The organism is Phreatobacter sp. AB_2022a (assembly GCF_026847585.1).
Classification (GTDB): domain Bacteria; phylum Pseudomonadota; class Alphaproteobacteria; order Rhizobiales; family Phreatobacteraceae; genus Phreatobacter.
The window spans coordinates 21,827-44,764 of sequence record NZ_JAPSET010000003.1 but is presented as its reverse complement, the minus strand read 5'-3'; the positions used below and the strand labels follow the sequence as shown (position 1 = coordinate 44,764).

Below are 22,938 nucleotides of genomic sequence, written 5' to 3'. Positions count from 1 at the left end.
ATTGCCTGTCAGGAGAACCCGTCATGTCGATCATTTCCGAGCCGGAATATCGCTACAACATGCTGATCAAGACTTTCGCCTCGCGCGCCGAACCGGCCTTCGAGGCGGAGGAGGAGCAGGTCAACGTCTGGGGCCGGCGCTGGGGCTGCAACAACGATGTCGGCCAGATCCGCATGGTGCTGATGCACCGGCCGGGTGAGGAGCTGAACGTCGTGCGCGCCGACAAGCGCCTGCCCGACATCGGCGCCTTCGGCGATCCGGAGGAGGGCTGGTACTGGCGCGGCGACACCATTCCCGACCTCGCCGCCCAGCAGGCCCAGCACGACGCGCTGGCCGCCGCCCTGCGCGAGGAGGGCGCCGAGGTCGTCTATGTCGACAAATGCGCGCCGGGCAAGATGAAGACCGTCTATACCCGCGACAGCGTCATCGCGGTCGACGGCGGCGCCATCGTCACCCGGCTCGGCCCGCCGGTGCGGCGCGGCGAGGAGCTGCCGGTCACCCGCACGCTCGCCAAGCTCGGCATGCCGATCCTCAGGACCATTTCCGGCACCGGCCTCATGGAAGGCGGCAGCTTCGCCTTCATCACCCCGAAGGTCGCCGTGGTCGGCCTGTCGAGCCGGGTCGACGAGGAGGGCGCGCGCCAGCTCGAGGAGGTGCTGCGCAGCCAGGGCGTCGAGCTGCTGCGCGTTCATCTCACCGGCTACCGCCTGCATATCGACGGCATGTTCGTGATGATCGACCGCGATACCGCCTTCGTGAACCCCACGCTGCTGCCGTTCTGGTTCCTCGAAAAGCTGAAGGAGTTGAAGATCCGCCAGATCGAGGTCTGCCCCGACGACCAGAACTGGGTGATCAACTGCCTCGCGGTGCGACCCGGCCATGTCATCGTGCCTGTTGGCATTTCGGCGCGGACGATGGAGAAGTTCGACAAGGCCGGCATCACCACCCGGGTCGTTCCCTATGACAAGGTCGCGCTCGGTGGTGGCGGCATCCATTGCTCCACCTCGCCGCTGATCCGCGACCCCCTGTAAGGCGTGGCCGGCGTGGTAGGGCTGCTAACAGACGGCAGGATATGACATGAACGGCGCCGAGAGCCTGGTGAGAACGCTGGTTGCGGGCGGGGTGGATACCTGCTTCGCCAATCCCGGCACGTCCGAAATGCATTTCGTCGCCGCGCTCGACCGCGTCGGCGGCATGCGCTGCGTGCTCTCCCTGTTCGAAGGCGTCGTTTCGGGTGCGGCCGACGGTTACGGCCGCATGGCCGACAAGCCGGCGGCGACCCTCCTGCATCTCGGACCCGGCCTCGGCAATGCGCTGGCCAACCTGCACAATGCCCGCAAGGCCAACACGCCGATCGTCAACATCGTCGGCGAGCATGCCACCCATCACCGCCAGTATGACGCGCCGCTCACCGCCGATGTCGAAGGCGTGGCGCGGCCGATGTCGGCCTGGGTGAAGACCTCGATGGACGCCCGCTCCGTGGCGCGCGACGGCGCCGCGGCGGTCACCGCCGCGATGACCTCGCCGGGCCAGGTGGCGACCCTCATCCTGCCCGCCGACACCGCCTGGAATCTCTCCGACGGTCCGGCCCCGGTCGCCAGGCCGCCGGAGCGCGCCAAGGTGCCCGAGGCCGCCATCGCCGAGGCGGTCGCCGCGCTCCGCTCGGGCGAGCCGACCCTCGTCATCGTCGGCGGCCTTGCCCTGCGCGAGCGCCCGCTGAAGACCGCCAGCGCCATCGTCGAAGCGACCGGCGCCCACATGATCGCGCCGACCTCGAACGCCCGCGTCGAGCGCGGCGCGGGCCGCGTCACGGTCAACCGCATCTTCTATCCGATCCGGCAGGCGCTGGAGCAGGTCAGCCAGTATCGCCACGTCGTGCTGATCGGCGCGCGCAACCCGGTCGCCTTCTTCGCCTATCCCGACATGCCGAGCCTGGTCATGCCGGAAGGCTGTGCCGTGCATGTCCTGGCCGAGCCGCAGGATGATATCGCCGATGCCCTCGACCGGCTTGCCGACGCGGTCGGGGCAAGGCCCGAGCAGGCCGTGCTGCAGAAGGCCGGCCGGCCGGACCTGCCGCGCGGCGCGATCACGCCCGACACCGTCGGCTCGGTGGTGGCGGCCCTGCTGCCGGAGAATGCCATCATCGTCGACGAGGCGATCAACTCGTCCGGCACCACCTATGCGCAGACCGCCGGCTGCCCGCCGCATGACTGGCTGGCGCTGACCGGCGGTTCGATCGGCATCGGCCTGCCGCTCGCGACCGGTGCGGCGGTCGCCTGTCCGGACCGCCGCGTGGTGGCGCTGCAGGCCGACGGCAGCGGCATGTACACGGTACAGGCGCTCTGGACGCATGCCCGCGAGAACCTCGACATCACCACCATCGTCTTCGCCAACCGGGCCTATCAGAGCCTGGAGATCGAGCTGCGCAATGTCGGCGCGCTCAATCCCGGCCGCATCGCGCTCGACATGCTCGATATCGGCCGGCCGGACCTCGACTGGGTCAAGCTTGCCGAAGGCATGGGCGTGCCAGCGGCCCGTGCCGAGAACCTGGAAGACCTGATCGACCTGTTCCGGTCGAGCGTCGGCCGTCCGGGGCCGTTCCTGATCGAGGTGCCGATCTGAGCGATCGTCGAGCGCGCGTGGGAATCTCGGGCGCTCCGCGTCTTGCATCAAGGTCGGCCGCGGTTCGAGGCTCGCCCCAGGGGGCGAGCACCTCGTCATGAGGGAGGGCAAAGCCCTGCGCCAGGCGCGGTCATGACGCGCCACGCTTGAGGCTGCCTGAGCACCCCGGCTGCCATTCACCTCCAATTCTCATGGTGAGCAACCATTAGGATTGGGTTGCGGCTTTCCGCCATGGAGTGTCGCGCTGAAGAACGGAGTTGGCGAAGATGAGGAGCTTTCGGGCACAGGCCACGAGAGCCTTCTTATGGCTTTTGCCGGCCTGTTTGAGGCGAGCATAGAAGGCGATGAGGGCAGGGTTCCACTGGAAGGCCGCCGGAAGGGCTGCGGCATAGAGGGCGGTGCGGACGCGAGCCCGCCCGCCGTCGATATGGGCTTCGCCAGCCCACTTGCCGCTCTGGCGGACGAATGGAGCAAGGCCGGCCAGGGCCGCGGCCTCTTCCCGCGAGATCTGCCCCAGTTCCGGCATGCCGACGACCAGGGCGACCGCAGTGCGCAGACCGATCCCGTCAATGCTGAGCAGCAGTTCGAGCCGGCGGTCGAGATCGGGCTGCTGGCGCAGAGCCTTGACCAGCAGCGCCAGCTCGTATGCCGCCTCCTTCTGGTCGGCCTTGAGCCGGCTCTCCCATTGCCGGCGCAGCCGCGGCTCGCTCTGGTGTTCGAGAAAGGTCTTGGTCTGTTTGATCCGCCCCTCGAGCTGCTCGATATGGGTCAGATGCAGGGCGAAGGCGGCAAACCGGGGATCGGGAGCCGGCCGATCATCGGTGAACAGGGCGGTGAAATGGGCAATCAGCGCCGCATCCAGCCGATCGGTCTTGGCCCGCCGCAGACGCATCCTGGCAAAGGCGCTGATCTGCACCGGCTGGTGACGGATCACGGTGAATCCTGCCGCGCGCAAGGCCGCGATGACGCCGACCTCATAGCCGCCGGTGGCTTCGATCCCGATCCGGCCGACCCGCTGGGCGGTCAGGAGCTCACTCAGCTCGCGCCAGCCGGCAGGGGTATTGTCGACCTGCCAGTGCTCCGTGCGGCCGTGCACGGCCATATCCAGCGTGGCCTTCGCTGTGTCGATCCCGGCTACTTTCGTGTTAGTCTTTGCCATCTTCGTCGCCCCATCCTTGTGATGCGAACCTGGTGTTCTTTCAACCATCCGGGTCCGATGAAGAGGGCGACCGTGATCTTGCTCACCAACAGCCCGAAACGGCTCAGGTGCCAACGATCAAACGGCCGCCGCCGGATCCGAGGCGGCCACCTCGGATCCGGCATCCCCCTCAACGAGGGACGGCCTCAGTCTGGCAGATTTTTCCAATACAAGGTGCCCGCGCCCTTGCGCGGGCCTCGAACCACGGCCTGCCTTCGTGCAGAGCATGTCGACTTGCCTCAGCGCGGGAGCTGCGCCTTGAGGCCGGCGATGAAGGCTTCGACATAGAGCTCGAAGCCTGGCGTGAGCGGCACCTCGGAGCCACTCTGCCAGCGCACGATGAAGGCGCGGTTGACGAGGGCCTCCATGTTACTCGTCAGCCGGGGATAGTCCGCCGGCGGCAGGGCGCGGATATTCGTCTCGAAGGCGGCGGCCCAGCCGTCCGGGTCGTCCTTCGGCGTCGGCGCGAGTTCCAGCGTGACATAGCCGAGCATGGCCGCGATCACCGCATTGTAGGCGGCGATCAGCCGCGCGCCGGCAAAGCCGGCAGCCTCCAGGGCCGCCAGCACGCGCTCGACCAGCCTGAGATTGACCCCGGCGTTGGAAACGAGCTGGGCGCCGAGCAGCGGCGCGACATTGGGGTGCTGGCGCAGGCTGTCGCGATAGCGATGGAACAGGCTGCGGATCCAGCCCTCCCAGTCGTCGCCGGTTTCGAAGGGCAGGGCGACGTCGTCGAGCGCGGCCGCTGCGGCCGCGGCCAGCAGCGCATTGCGCCCGCCGGGCAGGTGCCAGTAGAGCGCGGTCGGATAGACCCCGAGATGGCGCGCCACCTCGCGCACGCTGAAGGCGTCGAGCCCGGCTTCGTCGATCAGCCGCAGCGCGGCCGCGACGATCTGCTCGCGGTTCAGCCCCGGAGTTTCCGCCTCCGGCAGATCCGCGGCGGTCGCGGCGCGCCTGCGCGTCCTTGCCGTTGTCGCACCGTCGCGGCTCGAAGCCATGCCCTGTCCCTTGGAAACCTGCCGCGCGGCGCGCGGTCCACGCCCGTTCTGTAGCAGGCCAGGCACGCGGGCTCCAAGGCCGGGGCCGGGTTGGAGATCGGTTTCCTGTACACTGGACAAGATGTAATTGTACGATGTACAAGAAAGAATAAGAACAACCCGAGGGGAGGCCGCCATGCGGTGGTGGGGAACGGGGCCGGTGCGCGCGCGCGGCCTTGCTGGCGTCATGTTCGCTCTGGCGGTGTCGGCAGGCGGCCTGTGGGGCTTGGCCACGGCGCTGGCCGAGGCGCCCAGGCCTTTCGTCATTGGCGTCAGCGGCGATTTCAGCGGGCCCTATATCGATGTCAGCGGCCCCGGCCAGCTGATTTCGGCGCAGCTCGCGGTGGAGGACTTTGGCGGCAAGGTGCTTGGCCGGCCCATCGTCCTGCGCTCGGCCGACGACCAGAACCGTCCAGACATCGCCTCGGCCAATGCCCGGCGCTGGTTCGATGTCGACGGCGCGGAGGCGGTGGTCGGCGGCGGCAACTCGACGACCGCCTTCGCCGTGCTGACGGCAGCCCGCCAGGCCGGCCGCACCTTCCTGGTGGTCGGCGCCGGCAACCCGGATTTTTCCGGCAGGGAATGTTCGCCGATCTCGACGCAATGGGCCTATGACACCCATGCCCAGGCGGCCGCGGCCGGCGCCTATCTGAGCCGCGGCGCGGCCGGCTCCTGGTTCTTCATCACGGCTGACTACGCCTTCGGCCACGCCCTGGAGCGCGATACCGGCCGGGCGGTCACGGCGGCCGGCGGCCGCATCCTCGGCAGCGTCAGGGCGCCGCTCGGCACCTCGGACTTCTCCTCCTTCCTGCTGCAGGCCCAGGGTTCGCGCGCCAGTGTCATCGGCCTTGCGGTGGCCGGCCAGGATCTCATCAATGCCATCAAGCAGGCCGGCGAATTCGGCCTCGTCGGCGCCGGTGGCCAGCGGCTCGCAGGCTTGAGCCTCATGTCGAACGACATTGTCGGCATCGGCCTGTCATCGGCCGAGGGGCTGGTGGCGAGCGAGTCCTTCTATTGGGACCGCACCGAGGCGACCCGTGCCTGGACGCGCCGCTTCCATGCGCGATTGAAGGACCGGATCCCCAATATGGTGCATGCCGCGACCTATTCGGCGGTGCTTCACTATCTGCGTGCCGTGGAGGCGGCGGGGACCGCCGACGCCCGGATCGTCAACGCCCGGATGCGCGACATGCCGGTCAACGACTTCAACAACCAGAACGTCCGCATCCGCCGCGACGGGCGCGTGCTGAACCCGATGTACATCCTGAGGGTCAAGGCGCCGACGGCGTCGAAGGACCGGTTCGACGTCCAGGAGGTGGTGGCGACCTTGCCGGCCGAGCAGGTTTTCCTGTCGGCGGAGGAAGCCGGCTGCCGGCTCGCGGAATGACCGGCCCGGTTTCGAGGGGGATATCATGCGGTTCGGTTTCCTGATCTATCCCGGCGTCGAGGAGCTCGACCTCGTCGGCCCCTGGGAAATGGCGACCATGTGGCGGGCCTATGCCGGCGGGCCGGAATGCCTTGCGGTCAGCGAGACCGGCGGCCCGACCGTCTGCGCCAAGGGGCTGAAGATTGCCGCCGACACGGATTTCGAGCGCTGCCCGCCGCTCGACTATCTGCTCGTTCCCGGTGGCTTCGCCGCCTTCGACGAAATGGCCAATGCAAGGCTCGTCGGTTTTGTCGCGGCGCAGGCGCGCTCCTGCCGGCATGTCCTCTCGGTCTGCACCGGCGCTTTCATCCTGCACGCCGCCGGCCTGCTTCACGGCCGCCGCGCCACCACGCACTGGAAGGCGCTGGAGCGGCTGGCGGCGCTGCCTGGCGTCATCGTCGCCGAGGAGCGCCATGTCCGCGACGGCACGGTGTGGACATCGGCGGGCGTTTCCGCCGGCATGGACCTGACACTGGCCTTCATCGCGGCGGAGGCCGGCGCCGAGGCCGCCTCGATCGTCCAGTACAACGCCGAATATTTCCCCGATGGGCGTGTCTACGGCACCGCGCATCGCGGCGATGCCGCCTCCGCCTATTTCCGCTCGCTCGCACCGTCAACCTGACGTGGGCGCCCGAAGGGCCCGCGGCGTCTTTCGCATGACAGGAGAGAACATCATGGCACGCCTCGGCAGGGACCAGCTTCGCGGCAAGGCGCAGACCGTGCTTGGCCTCGTCGATCCCGACACGCTCGGGCCGACGCTGATGCACGAACATCTCATCTGGGACCTGCGCACGCCGGTCATGGCCGACAATCCCGACCAGGGGCCGGAGATCACGCTCTGCAACTGCTACCGCATCAATTACGGTCGGCTGAAGGTGCCGGGCAACCTCGTCCTGCGCTGCCGCGACACCGCGGTGGCCGAGGTCGCGGAGATGCGCGCGGCGGGTGGACGCACGGTGGTCGAGCTCACCTGCGGCGGCCTGAAGCCGGACCCCGAGGGGCTTGCCGAGGTCGCGCGCCGCACCGATAGCCACATCGTCATGGGCTGCGGCCACTATGTCGACGAGTACCAGGACCGCGCGAACGAAGGCCGCTCGCCCGACAGCTTCGCGGCGGAAATGATCGAGCAGGTCACCGGCGGCGCCTGGGGGACGGAAGTGCGCGCCGGTATCATCGGCGAGATCGGCTGCCAGGCGCCCTGGACCGCGCTCGAGCGGAAGGTCATGCGCGGTGCGCTCGCGGCCCAGGCGGAGACCGGCGCCTCCGTCAACGTCCATCCCGGCCGTGATCCGGACCAGCCCCAGGAGGTGGCGGATTTCATCCGCGCCGAGGGCGGCGACATCGAGCGGGTGGTGATCAGCCATATCGACCGCACCATCTTCGACGTCGACCGGCTGAAGCGGCTCGCCGACAGCGGCTGCGTGCTGGAATTCGACCTGTTCGGCCAGGAGCAGAGCTTCTACCCGCTTTCCGACATCGACATGCCCAACGATGCCGGGCGGCTGAGGCTGATCCGGGCGCTGATCGACAGCGGCCATCTCGCCCGCGTCGTGATCAGCCACGACATCTGCTACCGCACCCGGCTCACCCAGTTCGGCGGCCACGGCTACGGCCACATCTATACGAATGTGGTGCCGCTGATGCGCTCGCGCGGATTTGCCGAAGACGAGATCGACGCGATCCTCGTGGCCAATCCGAAGCGCCTGCTCACCTTCATCTGACCCCGGAACGTTCCGTCATGACCGGACATGCCACCATGACACCTGGACAAGCCACGCCGGACGCGCAGCGGGCGGCGATCAATGTCGACATCGAGGCCGCGCTCGCCGAGGCGCGCGAGCGTTTCATCGCGCGCAATCCCGAGAGCCGCCGCGTCCACGCGGAGGCCGAAGAGGTCATGCCGGGCGGCAATACCCGCACCGTGCTGTTCTATTCGCCGTTCCCCCTCGCCATAGCCGAGGGGCGCGGCTGCCGCGTGCGCGATGCCGACGGCCACGACTATGTGGATTTCCTCGGCGAATATACCGCCGGCCTGTTCGGCCATTCGCATCCGGTGATCCGCGCGGCGATCGACCGCGCCCTCGACGGCGGCATCAACCTTGCCGGCCACAACCTGATGGAGGCCGGGCTCGCCCGCGCCGTCTGCGACCGCTTCCCGTCCATCGACCTCGTCCGCTTCACCAATTCCGGCACGGAGGCTAATCTGATGGCGGTCGCGACCGCCACCGTCGCCACCGGCCGGCGCAAGCTCCTGGTGTTCCAGGGCGGTTATCACGGCGGGCTGCTCAGCTTCGGCGCCGGGCCGGCGCCGCTCAATGCGCCCTACGAGGTGGTGCTCGGCAGCTACAACGATCTCGCCGGCACCGAAATGATCCTGGCCGCGCACGGCGGCGAGCTTGCCGCGATCCTGGTGGAGCCCATGCTCGGCTCCGGCGGCTGCATCGCCGGCGATCCCGCCTTCCTTGCCGCCCTGCGGGCGGGCGCGACGCGCCATGGCGCCGTGCTGATCTTCGACGAGGTGATGACCTCGCGCCTTTCGCCCGGCGGCTTGCAGGAACGGCTCGGCGTCCTGCCGGACATGACGACGCTCGGCAAATATATCGGCGGCGGCATGTCCTTCGGCGCCTTCGGAGGTCGGCGCGCGCTGATGGAGCGCTACGATCCGCGCCGGCCTGGCGCGCTGCAGCATGCCGGCACGTTCAACAACAATGTGCTGACCATGGCAGCGGGCACCGCCGGCCTCACCGAGATCTTCACGCCGCCGGCTGTCGCGGCCCTCAACCGGCGCGGCGACGACCTGCGTACGGCATTGAACCGTGTTGCGGCGCGGCACGGCGCGGCGCTCGAATTCACCGGCATCGGCTCGCTGCTCGCGGCGCATTTTTCACCCAGGCCGGTGCGCACGCCGGCGGACGCTGCGGCGGGCGATGGCAGGCTGAAGGAGCTGTTCTTCTTCGACATGCTCGACCGTGGCGTCTATCTCGCGCGGCGCGGCATGATGGCGCTGAGCCTGGAGGTCGGCGAGGCCGAATGTGCGGCGCTGGTCGAGGCGGTCGACGACTTCCTCGCCAGCCGCCGCTCGCTGATCGCCAGCAGGGATTGGAGCTGACGAGCGGTCGTGTGCTGAGCTGCCCTGCATCTGGGGCGGCACTGGTTCGAGGCCCGCGCAAGGGCGCGGGCGCCTCACCATGAGGGACGTGGAGCATGGCGCCGTGGGTCTTCATGAAGGGGCGGGCGCAGCCCGCACTCGACACAGCGAATGTCGCTTCGTAAGCGCCCCTGATGCCACTCACCCCATCCTCATGGTGAGGTGCGAGCGCAGCGAGCCTCGAACCACGGTCGCGCCCGATCCAGGACACCGCGGGCCGGCGCCTGTCAGAGATAGCTCACGATCTCGCCGAGGGGCTTCTTTTCCGTCGCATGCGCGGGAATGGTCGCATCCTCTGCGGGATAGCCGACGACCATCAGGATATAGGGCTTCTCGGTCTCCGGCCGGCCGCAGATCTCGTTCAGGAAGCCCATCGGGTTGGGCGTATGGGTCAGCGTCGTGAGACCCGCATAATGCAGGGCGGTGAGCAGGATGCCGGTGGCGATATTGACCGATTCCGGCACGTAGTAGTTCTTGCGCATGACGCCGTCGGCGCTCGCGCTCCTGCGCGCGCCGAAGATGCAGATGAGCCAGGGCGCCGTTTCCAGGAACGGCTTGTTCGGATCGGTGCCGAGCGGTTTCAGCGCGCCGAGCCACTCCTCGCCGGCCTTGCCCGCGTAGAACCGCTCTTCCTCCTCCTCCGCCGCCACGCGGATCCTGGTCTTCACCGCGGGATCGCCGATCACGCAGAAATGCCAGGGCTGATGGTTGGCGCCGTTCGGCGCGGTGCCGGCGGCCTTGAGGCACGTGTCGATAATGTCGCGCGGCACCGGCCGGGGCGAGAAATCGCGCACCGTGTGGCGCTGGCGGATCATGTCGTAGAACTCGGCGGCGCGGCGACGCATCTCCTCGACCGGCAGCTCCCGGTAGTCGGGCAGCGGGATCGGCTTGTATTCGGTGATCACGTCCTGGTCCTCTCCGGCGATCGCCTGCGGGCGGGAAAGCAGCCAGTCTAACCCGGCCAAGGCCTCGGCTGCCATGACCGATCGGCTATGTTCGGCATCCTCACCTGGAATGGCGGGAGATCAGCCGGCCGGCGCCGGGCCGCCGAAGGTGCGATGCACCAGGCGTCGCAGCCACTGATGGCCGGCATCGTGGTGATAGCGCTCGTGCCAGTACTGGGCGACGTCGATCCGCGGCAGCGCGAAGGGCGGGCGGAACGCCGCAAGGCCGAGCTCGCCGCCGAAGTCGCGGGCGAGTCGCGCCGGCAATGTCGCGATCGCCTCGCTGCGCGCCGCGGCGAGCGCCGCACCGACGAAGCTCGGCACGCTGAGCGCGATGCGGTCGGCCGGAATCTCGGCGGTCAGCACCTGCTCGGCCATGACGTGGGCGCCGTGGCCGGTATGGGCGGCGGCCACCATGACGTGCCGCTCGGCCAGGAAGCCGGCACGGCTCGCAAGCTCGGCGAGGCGCGGATGGTCGGCGCGGGCGACGCTCAGATAGCCTTCGCTGTAGAGCCGCTGCCGCCGCAGCCCCTCTGTCGTGCGCGGGAAGGTCCCGAGCGCGATATCGGCGACGCCGGTCTCGAGCTGCGTCTGGAACTGCCGCATGTCGAGCGGCAGGGCGACGAGCCGGACCTGCGGACCTTCGCTGGCGAGCGCCGCCATCAGCGGCGGCAGGAAGCGCAACACGCCGACATCGCTGACCAGCAGCCGATACTGGCGCGTGGAGGAGGCGGGGTCGAAACGCGCGGGCAGGCGGCCGAGGGCCTCGGCCTGGGCGAGCAGCTGGCGCAGCGGCTCGGCCAGCGCGTGAGCCTTGGGCGTCGGCTGCATGCCGGCGCCGACACGCACGAACAGCGGGTCGTCGAAGGCAAGGCGGAGCTTGGACAGCACCTTGCTGATCGCCGGCTGGCTGCTGCCGATGAGCGTCGCCGCCCGCGTCAGGCTGCGCTCGGCCAGGAGGACGTGCAGCACCCTGAGCTGGTGGAAGCTGACATCGGCGACATCCGGAAACAGCATCGTGTTCATAGCCGGGCGAGCATAGACGGGCTTCGGCGCCGCGCCAGCGCTCAGATGTGGTAGACGAAGGAATCGAAGGGGTCGCGTGCGAGGTCGCGCAGCTCGGCGAGCGACAGGCTGTCGACGACACCGGCAATGGCTTCGCGGACCTGCACCATCAGGAGCCGGGTTGCGCAGGCATTCTCGTCCGGACAGTCGTCGCAGCGCTGGTAGGCCGAGCGGCTGGCGCAGGCGATCGGCGTGAGCGACCCGTTGAGCGTCCGGATCAGGTCGCCGACGCGGATGTCCTCCGCCGGCCGGGCGAGCCGGTAGCCGCCGCCGCGCCCCTTCTTGGCGTGCAGAAAGCCGCCCGTGCGCAGCTCGCCGAGAATCGTGTCGAGAAACTTCTTCGGGATCTGATTGTCGCGCGCGAGGTCGGCCACCAGTACGGCCGTGCCGAGTGGCCGCCCGGCCAACGCGGTCATCGCCTTGAGTCCGTATTTGCCCTTCTTGGTCAGCATGACCCGCAGCCCGTGACGAGCGGCCGCGCGGAACGCGCAAGGATCATCTCTCCGCGCTGCGGCGCGGAGACTAAATCTTGTGCGGGGCCTGCCTCGTGAAGCATCTTCGTCTAAAGTCGATAAAATTAGTAGTCTGATGGCGGTGCGCAGCTCTAGCGCCGCTCCCGATCAGGACACAAGACCGTCGGTTGGGCGAGACCGCCGCGTACAGGCTCCGATCCCGCACGGATCGCCCGGGAAACGGTGCAGGGCTCCTGCCGGCATCGCCGAAATCAGTCGCCTCGGCGGTTGGCCTGTGTCCGTCAATAGATTGGAATTGCACAGCTAATGAGCAGTCGCTCTGCTCGACTGGCACATGCCGCGTCGCCGCCGCCGCGATGACCGTCGACCGGCATCGCCTTTGGCCTGCGATATCGAAAGCATGGCCTGTTGCAGTTTTCGCATCGGCCGGCCGAATTGCATGCGCGTCAATTCATCGAAAGACTAGACTTATCGCCGGCCGCGCCAGGACGCCGCCGATGCCGAGGAGACCATGATGTTGAGATCGAGCCTTGCGCTGGTCGCCGGCCTTGCCGCCGGGATGGCCGTCGCCCAAGCCCAGCAGCAATCCCCCCAGCAGCCCCCCGCGCAGCAATCCCCCCAGCAGCCCCCCGCGCAGCAGCCGCCCTTGCGTTCGGCGATCGACGCGACCTTCGCCCCGCATGCCATGCCGAAGCTCTCGGGCGGGCTCGAAGGCTTCAACATCGATGTTGTCGAGGAGATCTCGCGGCGCATCAACAGGCGCATCGAGGTCGAGGGCACGCAGTTCGCCGGGCTCATTCCCGCGCTCCAGGCCGGCACCTACGACTTCCTCACCGCCGTCGTCACGGTGACGCCGGAACGCGCCCAGCAGATGCTGTTCATGGAAGGGCTCGTCGATGCCGACTACCGGTTCCTGACGCTGAAGGACAAGCCCGATATCACCGATCTCGCCCAGCTCAAGGGCCAGGTCATCGCCGTGCAGCGCGGCTCGATCTACGAGAAGTGGGTGCAGGACCTCGCACCCCGCATCGGCTGGACCGCGGAAGCCTTCGCCACCAGCACCGATGCGGTGCAGGCCGTGCTGTCGGGGCGGGCCTATGCCAATGTCTCGGCGGCGACCGTTACGGCCTGGGTGGTCAAGAACAATCCGAGGCTGAAGAACTCCTACCTCGAGCGCACAGGGCTCGTCTGGTCCATGCCGCTGCGCAACGGCAATACCGAGCTCAGGGCGACGCTCGAGGGTGCCCTGCAATGCATGAAGAAGGACGGCACGCTGGCCGCCATGTACCGCAAATGGTTCGGCGTCGACCCCGCGCCCGGCTCCTCGACCCTGACGGTCTATCCCGGCATCGGCGTGCCCGGCGTCGCCGGCTACGAGGACCGGCCGTTCGATCCGCCATGCTGAGCGAAGGCGTCGGGCCGGCGCCGCGCGCCCTCCTGGAGGCCCGCGGCGTGCGCAAGTCCTTCGGCGCCAACGAGGTGCTGAAGGGCGTCGATCTCCTGGTGGCGCCGACCGAGCTCGTGTTCCTGATCGGGCCGTCCGGCTCCGGCAAGTCCACGCTGCTGCGCTGCTGCAACCGGCTGGAGGAGCCGACCGGCGGCTCGATCGTCATCGACGGCGTCGACCTCCTGAACCCGTCGACCGACGTCAACCTGATGCGCCGGCAGGTCGGCATGGTGTTCCAGAGCTTCAATCTCTATCCGCACCTGACCGCGCTCGGAAACATCACGCTCGCCCTGCGCAAGGTGATGCGCAGGTCGAGGGCGGAGGCCGATGCCCTGGGCCTTGCCCAGCTCGAACGGGTCGGCCTCGCCGAGAAGGCCGGCGCCTATCCGGCCGAACTGTCGGGCGGCCAGCAGCAGCGCGTCGCCATCGCCCGGGCGCTGGCGCTGGAGCCGAAGATCATCCTGATGGACGAGCCCACCTCGGCGCTCGATCCCGAGCTCGTCGGCAGCGTGCTGGCCGTGGTGCGCGATCTGCGCGCCAGCGGCATGACCATGGTGATCGCCAGCCATGAAATGCGCTTCGCCCGCGAGGCGGCGGACCGTGTGCTGTTCCTCGACCAGGGCCGCGTGGTGGAGGAAGGCACGGCCGAGGAGATCTTCGCCCGGCCGCGCGAGGAGCGCACGCAGCGCTTCCTCCGGGAGGTCAGGCACTGAGCCCGCCGCGGGGCAGGGAGGACCGCTGAGGTGATATCCGACTGGGACAGGTTCATCGCGACGTTTTTCGACGCCGAGATCGCCGCGCGTTATTTCCCGGCAATCGTCGGCGGCGTCGCCGTCACCGTGCTGGTCGGTCTCGCGGTGATCGTCACGGGCATCGCGGCCGGCCTCGGCCTCGCCGTGCTGCGCGCGCTCGACCGCCGGCCGCTGACTTTTCTCGTCATCGTCTTCGTCGATATCTTCCGCGCCCTGCCGCCGCTGGTGCTGATCCTGATCATCTATTTCGGCCTGCCCAATATCGGCATCGTCCTGCCCAACTTCATCGTGCTCTGGCTGGCGCTCGCCGCGGTTCTCGCCGCCTTCGCCGAGGAGGTGTTCTGGGCCGGCATCACCTCGGTGCCGCGGGGCCAGTGGATGGCGGCGCGCTCGACCGGCCTCACCTTCGGCCAGACACTCGCCTCCGTCGTTCTGCCGCAGGCCGTGCGCCTCGCCATTCCGCCGCTGACCAACAAGACCATCGCGATTACCAAGAATACCGCGCTCGGCAGCGCCATCGGCGTCAGCGAGATCCTGGGCCGGTCGATGTCGGCCCAGGCCTTCACCGGCAACGCCACGCCGCTGATGATCGGCGCCGGCCTCTATCTCCTGGTCTTCGTGCCGCTGGTGGCGGCCTCGCGCTGGCTGGAGAGCCGCTATGGCTGGAGGCGCGCCTGATGGAGAATTTCGTCAACGAGTTCTTCAATCTGGAGATCATGGCGAAGGTGGCGCCGCTGCTGCTCCGCGGCCTTCTCTACACGCTCCTGCTCTGCGTGCTGCTGATCCCGATCGGCCTTCTCGGCGGCATAGGCACCATGCTCGCCGCCACCAGCCGCCGCCGCTGGCTGCGCTGGACGGCGATCGCCTTCATCGATTTCTGGCGTGCCTTCCCGCCGCTGGTGCTGATCATCTTCATCCATTCCGGCCTGCCCTTTGCCGGCATCAGGCTCGGACCGACCGGCACGATCTGCGTCGCCTTCCTTCTGAACGCCTCGAGCTATTACGGCGAGATCTACCGGGCCGGGGTGGAAAGCGTGCCGCGCGGCCAGATCGAGGCGGCGCGGTCGACCGGGCTGACCGCCGCCCAGGCCTTCATCTACGTGACGCTGCCGCAGGCGGTGCGCAACGTGCTGCCCGACCTCCTCTCCAACACGATGGAGCTCGTCAAGCTCACCTCGCTCGCCAGCATCGTCGCGGTGCCCGAGCTCCTGCACTCGGCCGATCTGGCGCGCTCCGTGACCTACAACACCTCCCCGCTCGTGCTCGCGGCCCTCATCTACCTCGTCCTGCTCTGGCCGGTGGTCCGGCTGATCGCGCGGGTCGAGCACAAGATCGCGCGGTGAGCCATGGCCGCCGCCCGCCGCCCGTCCGGACCGGGGTTGCCATCACGCAAAGGGGCGCTGCTGCACGAGCTCGCGGATCAGGCGCACCTGCGCGCTGTCCTGCTTGGCCGGCATCCAGATCAGCTGGGTCACCAGCACGGCGCCGGCGAGACCGAGGGCGCGCACGCGCGGATCGGCCTGCGGCAGCGCGCCCTCCGGGATGATCGTGCAGCAGGCGCCGTTGATGACGAGGCGCATCAGCACCGGGATCGAGCCGCATTCGATGGTCCGGCGCGGCGCATCCGGGCCATGGGCGACGAGCTGGTCGATGGCGCGGCGCAGGCCCGTGCCGGTCATCGGCAGGGCGAGCGGCAGGCGGCCGATCAGGTCCTCGGCTCGGTCGCCGTCCCGGTAGGCGCTGGCCGGCACCATTACGAGCAGCGGCCGCCGGGCGATTTCCAGCCGCATGAAATCGGCGGGCACCTCGGCGGTGTCGACGATCGCGGCGTCCAGCGCACCGGCCAGCAGCTGTTCCATCAGGAACTGGGCCGGACCGGTGCTGACCGAGACGAAACGGTTGCGGTCGCGCTTGGTATAGTCCTCGATGATGCCGGCAAGCAGCACGGCGAGATTGGAATCGACTCCGGCCGGCATCACCGATCCCAGCCGGAAGTCGCGCACCTGGTGCAGGAAGCCGATATCGGCCCGCTTCAGGATGCCGCGCGCCAGCGCCTCGATCTCGATGGCGGAGGCATGAAGGCGCAGCGCGGCCGGCGTCGGGCTCGAGCCGGTGCGGCCGCGGGCGAACAGCGGAACGCCGAGGAAGCGCTCGAGCTCGGCCATGCGCCGGCCGAGCGTCGGCTGGGTGATGTTGAGCCGGCGCGCCGCTCCCGAAATGCTGCGCTCCTCGACCGCCAGTGCGAAATGGGCGAGCGTCCTGAGCGAGACCGGGGCGCCGGCGAGCGCCCGCAGCGTGGCAAGCGCGGGAGCGGCATCCGCCGGCATCGTGGCGCCCGGCGCCGCCGGTCGGCCGGCGACGACGTCGGGCAGGCGTGCCGTCCAGTTCAGGATCAGGCTGGCCGATCGGTTCAGCTGCTCGCCCTCGAACGAGGCGACGACGCCGTCGGGGCGCCGGACCAGAAGCTTGGTCGCCAGCTCGTATTCGAGCACGCCGAGCGCGCGGCTGACGGTCGAGGTCCGCACGCCGAGATCGGCCGCCGCCTGCTTCATGGAGCGGCGCTGCAGGGTCCGCACGAAATAGGCGAGGGAATGGATTTCAAGTGCCATCGGCGCGGCTCGGCCCTGGACGGCCCTGTCCGGTTGCGCGCGGCACGGCCTCGTCGACCCCTAACCCGAATTCGCGGCGGCGGCTATGGCCGTGCCGCCGGCCAAGAGCAGGAGGACGTTGAGCCATGGGACGCATCTTGAGGGCAGCCGATGTCGATGCGGCGGTGAAGGGCGGTTCGATCTTCGCCGCGGGCGGTGGCGGCTGGGTCCGCCACGGCATCATGCTGGGCACCGCCGCGGTCAATGCCGGCGAGCCGGAACTCGTCTCCATGGACGAGGTGCCCGATGACGCCTGGATCGCCACCGCCGCGGCGATCGGCGCGCCCGGCGACAATACCGACTGGCAGATGCTCGGCGTCGACTATGTCAACGCGGTGCGCCTGCTGCAGGAGGCGCTCGGCGCGCCGGTCTACGGCCTGATGATCGGTCAGAACGGCATGTCCTCGACGCTCAATGCCTGGCTGCCCGGCGCCATCCTGGGCACCAAGGTGATCGACGCGGTCGGCGACATCCGGGCGCATCCGACCGGCGACATGGGCTCGATCGGCATGGCCGGCTCGCCCGACCAGGTGATCCAGACCGCGGTCGGCGGCAACCGCGCGAACAACCAGTATATCGAGCTGGTGGTGCGCGGTGCGACCGCCCGCGTCTCGCCGATCCTGCGCACGGCGGGCGACATGGCCGGCGGCTTCATCGCCTCCTGCCGCAATCCGTTGAGGGCGTCCTATGTCCGCCACCATGCGGCGCTCGGCGGCATTTCACGTGCGCTCGATCTCGGCGCGGCGATCATCGCGGCCGAGCCGAAGGGCGGCGCGGCGGTGATCGACGCGATCTGCGAGACGACCGGCGGCACGATCCTGTTCCAGGGCAAGGTGAGCGCCAAGAGCCTCGCCTATACCAACGATGCCTTCGACATCGGCACGATCACGCTGAGCGCCGGCAACAAGGCCTGCCGCCTGCACGTGATGAACGAATATATGGCGACCGAGGACGAGACCGGCGCGCGCACGTCGACCTATCCGGACGTGATCGCGACCCTTGACACCGAGGGCCGGCCGGTCTCCGCGGGCCATATCGCCGAGGGCATGGAGCTCCTGGTGCTGCATATCGGCAAGGCCCATATCCCGCTCAGCTCCAGCGCCACCGACCGCAGCGTCTATCCCTATGTGGAGAAGGCGCTCGGCATTCCGCTCGTCGACTACGCACTGGATCACGTCGCAGCCCTGGATCATGTCCCATGAGGCAGGATTTCCGCGTCACCTCGGGCAACGACCTGCGCTGCAAGGGCTGGCGCCAGGAGGGCCTGCTGCGCCTCCTGGAGAACGTCCTGGCGGTCGGGGAGGACCCCGACAATCTCGTCGTCTATGCCGCGCTCGGCCGCGCCGCGCGCGACTGGCCCTCGCACGACGCCATCGTCCGCGCCTTGAAGACCATGGACGAGGGCGAGACGCTCATCGTCCAGTCGGGCAAGCCGATCGGCATCGTCAGGACCCATCCCGGCGCACCGGTCGTGATCATGGCCAATTGCAACATGGTCGGCCAATGGGCCAAGGCCGAAACCTTCTATGCGCTGCAGGACAAGGGGCTGATCTGCTGGGGCGGGCTGACCGCCGGCGACTGGCAATATATCGGCTCGCAGGGCGTCATCCAGGGCACCTACGAAATCTTCATGCGCATCGCCGAGCGGCATTTCGGCGGCGATCTCAAGGGCCGCTTCGTGCTGACTGCCGGGCTCGGCGGCATGGGCGGCGCCCAGCCGCTGGCCGGCCGCATGGCGGGGGCGGCGATCCTGGTGGTCGATGTCGATCCCGAACGCATCGCCAAGCGCCTTGCCGTCGGCTATCTCGAACGGCGCGCCGAGACGCTCGACGAGGCACTGGCGATGATCCGCGCGGCGACCGCCGCGGGCACGCCGCTGTCGGTCGGCTTGCCGGGCAATGCCGCCGAGATCTATCCCGAAATTCTGGCGCGAGGCATCGTGCCCGATGTCGTGACCGACCAGACCTCGGCCCATGATCTCGTCTATGGCTACGTGCCGGCGACGCGCTCGCTCGCCGAGGCGCGGGCGCTGCGCAAGAGCGATCCGAAGACCCTGATGGCCGAAAGCCGGGCATCCATCGTCCGGCATGTCGCGGCCATGCTCGGTTTCAGGGATCGCGGTGCGGTGGTCTTCGACAACGGCAACCTGATCCGCACGCAGGCGCGCGAGGGCGGGCTCGCGCGCGCCTTCGACATCCCGATCTTTACCGAGGCCTTCCTGCGCCCGCTGTTCGCCCGGGCGATCGGGCCGTTCCGCTGGATCGCGCTGTCGAACGAGCAGAGCGACATCGCGCGCATCGACGACCTGCTCCTGAAGCTCTTCCCCGCCAACCGGATCATCACCAACTGGGTGGCGCTGGCGCGCCGCCACGTGCCTTTCGAGGGCCTGCCGGCGCGCATCGCCTGGCTCGGCCATGGCGAGCGCACCAGCCTGGCGCTGGCGGTGAACCGGCTAGTCGCGAGCGGCGAGCTTGCAGGTCCCGTCGCCTTCACCCGCGACCACCTCGATGCCGGCGCCATGGCCCATCCCAACATCATGACCGAGAACATGAAGGACGGTTCGGACGCCATTGCCGACTGGCCGCTGCTCGATGCCATGATGTTGTGCGCCTCCAAGGCGGATCTCGTCGCCATCCATTCGGGGGGCGGCGGCTATTCCGGCTATATGACCAGCGCCGGCGTCACCCTGATCGCCGACGGCACGCCGGAGGCGGCCGCGCGGCTCGACCTGTCGCTGACCAACGACACCGCGCTCGGCGTCATGCGCTATGCCGATGCCGGCTACGAGGAGGCGCTCGACGAGGCGGCGGGCAAGGGCATCGGGCATATCCGGGTGGCGCGGCGGTAGGCCACGCCTGGCCTCGCCGCGGCAGCGTTCCGCGGCTCGCGACGGTCAATGGCGCAAGGCGGGTTCGGCCGCGGAATCCGTCGCGGACGATGGCTGCCGTTCGGCTGCGCCCGGCTGAAACCGCTTGCGGTATTCGCCCATGGTGACGCCGGTGGTTTCCTTGAACAGGCGGCCAAAGGAGCTGGCGTCGCTGTAGCCGACGTCGAAGATGATCCGCTGGATCGGAACGTCGCTCGCAACCAGCCGGTCGCAGGCGGCCGCGATCCGGGTACGCTGCAGATAGTTGGTCATCGGCTCGCCGCAGGCGGCCTTGAACCTGCGCTTGAAATTGCGGGAGCTCATGCCGAGGCGGTCGGCCATCGCCTCGACGCTGATCTCGCGCCAGTAGTTCCGCTCCAGCCATTCCTGCGCCTTCAGCACGCTCTGGTCGCCATGCGTCTTGCGGGGCTCGAACGCGAGATAGGGCGACTGGCGGTCGCGGCCGGGGTCGAAGACCAGCATGCGGGCGCAGTGGAGTGCGAGCGCCGGGTCGGCAAACCGGCGCACCAGGTGAATGGCAAGATCGATATAGGAAACGGCGCCGCCGCCGCAGACGAGATTGCCGTCCTCCGTGATCAGCTCGCTCTCGCGCAGGACGACCTGCGGATAGCGTTCCCGGAACGCCTGGGCCGCCCGCCAATGGGTCGTCGCCACCTTGCCGTCCAGAAGCCCTGTCTCGGCGAGCAGGAAGCTGCCGGTGCAGGACGTCGCGATGCAGGATCCCGCCGCGGACTGCGCACGCAACCAGGGCAGCAGCGCGCGCAGGGCGTCCAGCCTCGCGGCGATGGCGCCGGCGGGCAAGGTCGACGGCATGATCGGAGCGAACAGGATGATGTCCGCGCCCACCGCCGCGGCGATCTCGCCGTCGACCTCGATCTGGCGCCCATTGTAGCTGCTGACCGGCGTGCCGCCGGGCGACACGACGCGAACGGCGAACGGGGCGGTCGGCGGCGTCCGTTCGGCGGCGCAGGCATTGGCGCAGGCGAAGGCGTCGAGCAGGCCATGCACAGTGGAGCCAATGCAGCCGTCGGTCGCCAGAATCGCGACATCGATCCGCTTCTTCATGATGTCCCATTTCGCACATGGTATGTCATATGGGACACTGGCTCGGCCTGAACGCCCCTGTCAAGTTGCGCTCAAGCTTGAGAGGAGAAACCCATGGCCGCAGCAGCTCAAACCGTGCCGGATGTCGGGGTCGCCGTGACCGATCCCGCCGAAATGATCCGGATCGTGGACGCGCTCGCCACCGCCAAGAGCCGCCAGGACATCGAGGCGGCGATGCGCATCTATCACCCTGAGGGCGTGCTCGTGGCGCCGCCCCTCGGGCCGCCGCGCGAGGGCGCCGCCGCGATCCGCGCCGGTCTCGTGCGCTTCTTTTCCCTGTTCCCGGATTATGCCGTGACGCTCGAGGGGCATGCCGTCAGCGGCGAGACGCTGGTCGCCTGGGGCACGATCCACCTGACCTTGTCGGGGCGTCCGGGCGGGCAGACGCCCAATGGCCGGCGCGCCGTCGTGCCGGTCTTCATCCTCTTCCGGTTCCGCGACGGCTGTGTCGTCTGGGAGAGTTTCAACTTCGATCTCGCCAGCCTTTGCCGCCAGTCGGGCGTCTCGGCCGATGCGTTTTTCTCCACGCAGGCGTGAGGCCAGACCGATGATCGAATTCTACACCTGGAGCACCCAGAACGCCCGCAAGGTCTCCATCATGCTGGAGGAGTGCGCGCTCGCCTATGCGATCAAGCCGGTCAACCTTCTGAAGAACCGGCAGAAGGAGCCGGACTTCCTCCGCATCAATCCCAATGGCCGCATCCCGGCCCTGATCGATTCCGACGGACCGGGCGGCCGGGTCGTGGTCGCCGAGAGCGGCGCGATCCTCGTCTATCTCGCGGAGAAGACGGGCCGGTTCCTGCCGCCCTCCGGTCCCGACCGCTACCGCGTCCTGCACTGGCTGATGTGGCAGATGAGCGGCGTCGGACCGACATTCGGCAATCTCGCCCATTTCGTCGCCGCGACCGATCCCGACAGCCCGCGCGTCAACGGCTATCTCCGCGCGACCATGGCGCCGGAGGTCTATCCCTATCCGCTCAGGCGCTTCATGCAGGAGGCGATGCGCCTCGTCGCCGTGCTCGAAGCCCAGCTCGCCGGGCAGGATTTCATGGCCGGCGCGCTCAGCATTGCCGATTTCGCCACCTATGCCTGGTTCGAGAGCATCTGGCCGGGCTTTCGCGTCCGCCAGCCCTCGATCGACGACGACAATCCGAACGTCGCCGCCTGGATGGCGCGGCTCGCAGAGCGCCCGCGGCTGCAGCGCGGCATGGAACGCCTGGCCTGGGGCGTCGATATCGAGGCCGCGACGTCCTGAAGGGAGACGATGGTGCCAAGGGTGGCGCTGGACAGCGGATTGGATGCGGTCTCGCGGAAACAGGCGAGATGATTCTGGAGTGTCCGATGCCTCGCTCGCGCGCTGCTCAATCGCGCAAGTTCCGGCGCGAGAGCGACCCGCGGCGCCGAGCCATGCGCATGCCTGAAAGTCCCGCGCAGGTGTTCGTGCCGCGCGCCGCGCTTCAGCGGCCGGCGCGCGCGGCCATCAGCGTTTCGAAGACGCTCAGCGCCCGTTCGGGAAAATCGCTCTGGATGCCTTCGGTCGTCGCGATCATGTAGAACCAGACGGCGCCGAAGGTCATGTCCAGCATCATCTCGACATCGAGGCCATCAGGCAGTTCGCCGGTTTCCTTGCCCTGCACGAGGACGCGGCGCAGCGTCTCCCGCCGGGGCGCGACGATCTTGGCGATGAACAGCGCGCGCAGGTCGGCATCGCTCTGCGCCTCGATCATCAGGCCTTTGAGCACATTGGCATAGGCGCCGGCGCGCTGCCGCTCCACGGTCTGGCTCATCAGCGCCTTGAAATCCGGTCCGAAGCCGGTGCCGGGAAGTGGCCGCGCGCTTTCCAGGCCGTCCATATAGACGTCGATCAGCAGCGCGCCGCGCGAGGCCCAGCGCCGGTAGATCGACTGCTTGGCGACCGATGCGCGCGCCGCCACAGCCTCGATCGAGAAGCTGCCGTACCCCTGTTCCGCGATCAGGTCGCGGGCTGCGTCGAGGATGGCGCGATTGACCGCCTGATCGCGCGGCCGGCCGGCACGGACGGAAACCATCTCAGTCACACTCTTTTCCTTATTGACATACGCAACGGTGCGTATTGTATTTATCCGACCAACGAAAATCAAACGGAGCCCGGCGAAAGGGATGTCGCATCGAAGGCAGGGCCGCAAGCGCAACGCTTGCGGAACAGGC

The 22,938-nt window shown here is 68.6% G+C and carries 22 protein-coding genes; 14 read left to right on the top strand and 8 right to left on the bottom strand.

Annotated features, from left to right (window positions below; all coding sequences use genetic code 11):
• Positions 1 to 23: 23 nt before the first annotated feature.
• Together OZ671_RS02960 and OZ671_RS02955 are read left to right on the top strand one after the other, a co-directional pair.
• Entirely contained in the window at positions 24 to 1,031 is a 1,008-nt protein-coding gene (locus OZ671_RS02960; RefSeq protein ID WP_268859343.1) for a dimethylarginine dimethylaminohydrolase family protein, read from the top strand.
• A 46-nt stretch (positions 1,032 to 1,077) separates the two neighbouring features.
• Positions 1,078 to 2,622 carry an acetolactate synthase large subunit gene (locus tag OZ671_RS02955; protein WP_268859342.1) on the top strand — a complete coding sequence of 515 codons (1,545 nt, stop codon included), beginning with the start codon at positions 1,078 to 1,080 and terminating at the stop codon, positions 2,620 to 2,622.
• Between the two features lie 205 nt (positions 2,623 to 2,827).
• Here OZ671_RS02955 and OZ671_RS02950 read toward each other — a convergent pair whose 3' ends face one another.
• The gene (locus tag OZ671_RS02950) at positions 2,828 to 3,829 is read right to left on the bottom strand and encodes an IS110 family transposase (RefSeq protein ID WP_268859341.1); all 1,002 of its coding nucleotides are present in this window, start codon (positions 3,827 to 3,829) and stop codon (positions 2,828 to 2,830) included.
• Between the two features lie 230 nt (positions 3,830 to 4,059).
• Complete coding sequence (locus OZ671_RS02945) at positions 4,060 to 4,818, bottom strand: TetR/AcrR family transcriptional regulator (protein WP_268859340.1); 759 nt, start codon at positions 4,816 to 4,818, stop codon at positions 4,060 to 4,062.
• A gap of 175 nt (positions 4,819 to 4,993) precedes the next feature.
• Between OZ671_RS02945 and OZ671_RS02940 the strand changes: the two genes are divergently transcribed.
• Genes OZ671_RS02940 through OZ671_RS02925 form a run of 4 tightly spaced genes read left to right on the top strand, consistent with a single transcriptional unit; the run spans position 4,994 to position 9,392 of the window.
• Positions 4,994 to 6,244: an ABC transporter substrate-binding protein gene (locus tag OZ671_RS02940; protein WP_268859339.1), complete on the top strand. Its 1,251-nt coding sequence runs from the start codon at positions 4,994 to 4,996 to the stop codon at positions 6,242 to 6,244.
• A gap of 25 nt (positions 6,245 to 6,269) precedes the next feature.
• On the top strand, positions 6,270 to 6,905 hold the full coding sequence (locus OZ671_RS02935) for a DJ-1/PfpI family protein (protein ID WP_268859338.1): 636 nt from the start codon (positions 6,270 to 6,272) through the stop codon (positions 6,903 to 6,905).
• Between the two features lie 52 nt (positions 6,906 to 6,957).
• A complete protein-coding gene (locus tag OZ671_RS02930) occupies positions 6,958 to 8,004 on the top strand; it encodes a phosphotriesterase family protein (RefSeq protein ID WP_268859337.1) in 1,047 nt (348 codons plus the stop codon).
• A gap of 17 nt (positions 8,005 to 8,021) precedes the next feature.
• Positions 8,022 to 9,392: an aspartate aminotransferase family protein gene (locus OZ671_RS02925; protein WP_268859336.1), complete on the top strand. Its 1,371-nt coding sequence runs from the start codon at positions 8,022 to 8,024 to the stop codon at positions 9,390 to 9,392.
• 266 nt (positions 9,393 to 9,658) lie between these two features.
• Here OZ671_RS02925 and OZ671_RS02920 read toward each other — a convergent pair whose 3' ends face one another.
• The 3 genes from OZ671_RS02920 to OZ671_RS02910 all read right to left on the bottom strand — a co-directional run bounded on the left by OZ671_RS02920 (position 9,659) and on the right by OZ671_RS02910 (position 11,892).
• Positions 9,659 to 10,276: a nitroreductase family protein gene (locus OZ671_RS02920; RefSeq protein ID WP_268859524.1), complete on the bottom strand. Its 618-nt coding sequence runs from the start codon at positions 10,274 to 10,276 to the stop codon at positions 9,659 to 9,661.
• A gap of 180 nt (positions 10,277 to 10,456) precedes the next feature.
• On the bottom strand, positions 10,457 to 11,392 hold the full coding sequence (locus OZ671_RS02915) for a LysR family transcriptional regulator (protein ID WP_268859335.1): 936 nt from the start codon (positions 11,390 to 11,392) through the stop codon (positions 10,457 to 10,459).
• Positions 11,393 to 11,442: 50 nt separating this feature from the next.
• Complete coding sequence (locus tag OZ671_RS02910; protein ID WP_038309096.1) at positions 11,443 to 11,892, bottom strand: RrF2 family transcriptional regulator; 450 nt, start codon at positions 11,890 to 11,892, stop codon at positions 11,443 to 11,445.
• Positions 11,893 to 12,424: 532 nt separating this feature from the next.
• Between OZ671_RS02910 and OZ671_RS02905 the strand changes: the two genes are divergently transcribed.
• The 4 genes from OZ671_RS02905 to OZ671_RS02890 are packed head-to-tail and all read left to right on the top strand — an operon-like array spanning position 12,425 to position 15,455.
• Positions 12,425 to 13,318 carry a transporter substrate-binding domain-containing protein gene (locus OZ671_RS02905; protein ID WP_268859334.1) on the top strand — a complete coding sequence of 298 codons (894 nt, stop codon included), beginning with the start codon at positions 12,425 to 12,427 and terminating at the stop codon, positions 13,316 to 13,318.
• On the top strand, positions 13,312 to 14,073 hold the full coding sequence (locus OZ671_RS02900) for an amino acid ABC transporter ATP-binding protein (RefSeq protein WP_103167776.1): 762 nt from the start codon (positions 13,312 to 13,314) through the stop codon (positions 14,071 to 14,073). Before OZ671_RS02905 ends, OZ671_RS02900 begins: the two co-directional genes overlap by 7 nt.
• Before the next feature lie 30 nt (positions 14,074 to 14,103).
• Positions 14,104 to 14,790 carry an amino acid ABC transporter permease gene (locus tag OZ671_RS02895; RefSeq protein ID WP_268859333.1) on the top strand — a complete coding sequence of 229 codons (687 nt, stop codon included), beginning with the start codon at positions 14,104 to 14,106 and terminating at the stop codon, positions 14,788 to 14,790.
• On the top strand, positions 14,790 to 15,455 hold the full coding sequence (locus OZ671_RS02890; RefSeq protein ID WP_268859332.1) for an amino acid ABC transporter permease: 666 nt from the start codon (positions 14,790 to 14,792) through the stop codon (positions 15,453 to 15,455). The genes OZ671_RS02895 and OZ671_RS02890 overlap by 1 nt, the downstream gene beginning before the upstream one ends.
• Positions 15,456 to 15,497: 42 nt before the next feature.
• Here OZ671_RS02890 and OZ671_RS02885 read toward each other — a convergent pair whose 3' ends face one another.
• The gene (locus OZ671_RS02885) at positions 15,498 to 16,721 is read right to left on the bottom strand and encodes a LysR family transcriptional regulator (protein WP_268859331.1); all 1,224 of its coding nucleotides are present in this window, start codon (positions 16,719 to 16,721) and stop codon (positions 15,498 to 15,500) included.
• Between the two features lie 125 nt (positions 16,722 to 16,846).
• Here OZ671_RS02885 and OZ671_RS02880 point away from each other — a divergent pair, with 125 nt between their 5' ends.
• Both OZ671_RS02880 and OZ671_RS02875 read left to right on the top strand, forming a co-directional pair.
• On the top strand, positions 16,847 to 17,962 hold the full coding sequence (locus tag OZ671_RS02880; protein ID WP_268859330.1) for a DUF917 domain-containing protein: 1,116 nt from the start codon (positions 16,847 to 16,849) through the stop codon (positions 17,960 to 17,962).
• The gene (locus OZ671_RS02875; RefSeq protein ID WP_268859329.1) at positions 17,959 to 19,608 is read left to right on the top strand and encodes a urocanate hydratase; all 1,650 of its coding nucleotides are present in this window, start codon (positions 17,959 to 17,961) and stop codon (positions 19,606 to 19,608) included. The genes OZ671_RS02880 and OZ671_RS02875 overlap by 4 nt, the downstream gene beginning before the upstream one ends.
• Positions 19,609 to 19,653: 45 nt before the next feature.
• Here the strand turns inward: OZ671_RS02875 and OZ671_RS02870 are convergent, their stop codons facing one another.
• Positions 19,654 to 20,712, bottom strand: a complete 1,059-nt coding sequence (locus tag OZ671_RS02870) for a GlxA family transcriptional regulator (protein ID WP_268859328.1) — start codon at positions 20,710 to 20,712, stop codon at positions 19,654 to 19,656.
• 93 nt (positions 20,713 to 20,805) lie between these two features.
• On the opposite strand from OZ671_RS02870, the gene OZ671_RS02865 reads away from it, so the two are divergent.
• Together OZ671_RS02865 and OZ671_RS02860 are read left to right on the top strand one after the other, a co-directional pair.
• On the top strand, positions 20,806 to 21,288 hold the full coding sequence (locus OZ671_RS02865; RefSeq protein ID WP_268859327.1) for an ester cyclase: 483 nt from the start codon (positions 20,806 to 20,808) through the stop codon (positions 21,286 to 21,288).
• Positions 21,289 to 21,298: 10 nt separating this feature from the next.
• Complete coding sequence (locus OZ671_RS02860; protein WP_268859326.1) at positions 21,299 to 22,006, top strand: glutathione S-transferase family protein; 708 nt, start codon at positions 21,299 to 21,301, stop codon at positions 22,004 to 22,006.
• A 202-nt stretch (positions 22,007 to 22,208) separates the two neighbouring features.
• On the opposite strand, the gene OZ671_RS02855 is transcribed toward OZ671_RS02860, so the two are convergent.
• Entirely contained in the window at positions 22,209 to 22,799 is a 591-nt protein-coding gene (locus OZ671_RS02855) for a TetR/AcrR family transcriptional regulator (protein ID WP_268859523.1), read from the bottom strand.
• Positions 22,800 to 22,938 lie beyond the last annotated feature (139 nt).